Annotated in this window: 1 protein-coding gene; it reads left to right on the top strand. The window is 56.4% G+C overall.

Annotated features, from left to right (window positions below):
* The first annotated feature begins 124 nt into the window (after positions 1-124).
* Positions 125-1522 carry an IS30 family transposase gene (locus CJO09_RS15525; RefSeq protein WP_218961077.1) on the top strand — a complete coding sequence of 466 codons (1398 nt, stop codon included), beginning with the start codon at positions 125-127 and terminating at the stop codon, positions 1520-1522.
* Positions 1523-1606 lie beyond the last annotated feature (84 nt).

Genomic DNA, 1606 nt, shown 5'->3' with positions numbered 1-1606 from the left:
GCACTTCCCGTATTGCCCACCGAAGGATTGATGCCAGCTTGACCCAGACGCTCTGTATACCGAATTGATACATATTGGGTGGATTCAAGTGGTCGTTGCAACATCTCAGGAAAAGAGGTGTTATATGGGACGACCTAAAGGTTGGGTAACTGGGCAAACCGGACGCGCGCCGATGTATTCGCCGGGACGCCCAGGAGTTAATCAGCGACCCACAAAGCGGACGTTTTGGAAATACATCGCAGCAGGGCTCTCAAGCGAGGAGGCGGCCCAAGCGAGTGGCGTTTCACAACCTGTAGGGCCACGCTGGTTCCGAGAAGCAGGAGGACTGCCACCAATGAGCCTGAAGTCTCCTTCAGGGCGCTATCTGTCTTTTTCTGAGCGTGAAGAAATTGGCTTAATGCGCGCTCAGCAACAAAGCCTACGGGAGATTGCCCGACGCTTAGGGCGCTCGCCATCAACGATTTCACGTGAGTTGCGGCGCAACGCAGCGACGCGCGGTGGTACGCTGCAGTACCGGGCGACAGTGGCACAGTGGAAGGCTGATAGAGCAGCGCAACGTCCAAAGCCAGCCAGACTTGCACAGAACGCCGCGTTAAGGGCCTATGTACAGGAGCGGCTCGCCGGCATGGTTCTCGACGCTCATGGCAAGTCGATCTCAGGACCAACGGTGCCATGGAAGGGGCGCCGTCACGGCCCGCGTGCAGATCGACGCTGGGGCAGTTGCTGGAGTCCAGAGCAAATCAGCCGTCGGCTACCCATCGATTTTCCGGACGATGCCTCTATGCGGATATCTCACGAAGCCATTTACCAAGCGCTGTACATTCAGGGGCGTGGGGCTCTACGACGAGAGTTGTCAGCTTGCCTACGCACTGGCAGAGCATTACGGGTTCCACGCGCCAGATCTCAACAACGAGGCAAGTCATTCATTACCCCTGACGTGATGATTAGCGAGCGACCGGCCGAAGCGGCTGATCGCGCTGTACCCGGTCACTGGGAAGGAGATTTGATTATTGGACTAAACAGTTCGGCAATAGGTACGCTGGTTGAACGTTCATCCCGATTCACGCTGCTACTGCACCTGCCGCCAATGGCATGCCATGAGCCAGGGGCTCGGCTCAAGCATGGCTCCGCTACAGCGGGCCATGGTGCAGAAGCGGTGCGTAACGCCATAGCAGCCAAGATCACTGCGCTTCCCGCGCAATTGGCCAAGTCATTGACGTGGGATCAGGGGACTGAAATGGCTCAGCACATGCAGTTGCGAATCGAGACGGGGTTAGCCATCTACTTCTGCGACCCACGAAGCCCTTGGCAACGCGGCACCAATGAGAATACCAATGGATTACTGCGGCAGTATTTCCCAAAAGGCACAGACATAAATCGATATACTGACCGAGAGCTAGATGCCGTGGCTGCCACGCTGAATAGTAGGCCGCGAAAAACCTTGGGCTGGAAAACGCCTGCGGAAGCACTCGCCGATCTATTATCGAAGGCTCAAAAAACCGGTGTTGCAACGACTCCTTGAACTCGGGTTGAACTCCGCGATCTGAATGGTGGATCAAGCCATCCGATTCGCTGGGACGTCGGTCATACACTGCTTGTTCTAACG

This window comes from Neopusillimonas maritima (genome assembly GCF_003576595.1).
Classification (GTDB): domain Bacteria; phylum Pseudomonadota; class Gammaproteobacteria; order Burkholderiales; family Burkholderiaceae_B; genus Neopusillimonas; species Neopusillimonas maritima.
The sequence above is the reverse complement of the archived record's forward strand: the minus strand, read 5'-3'. Positions and strand labels throughout refer to the sequence as shown.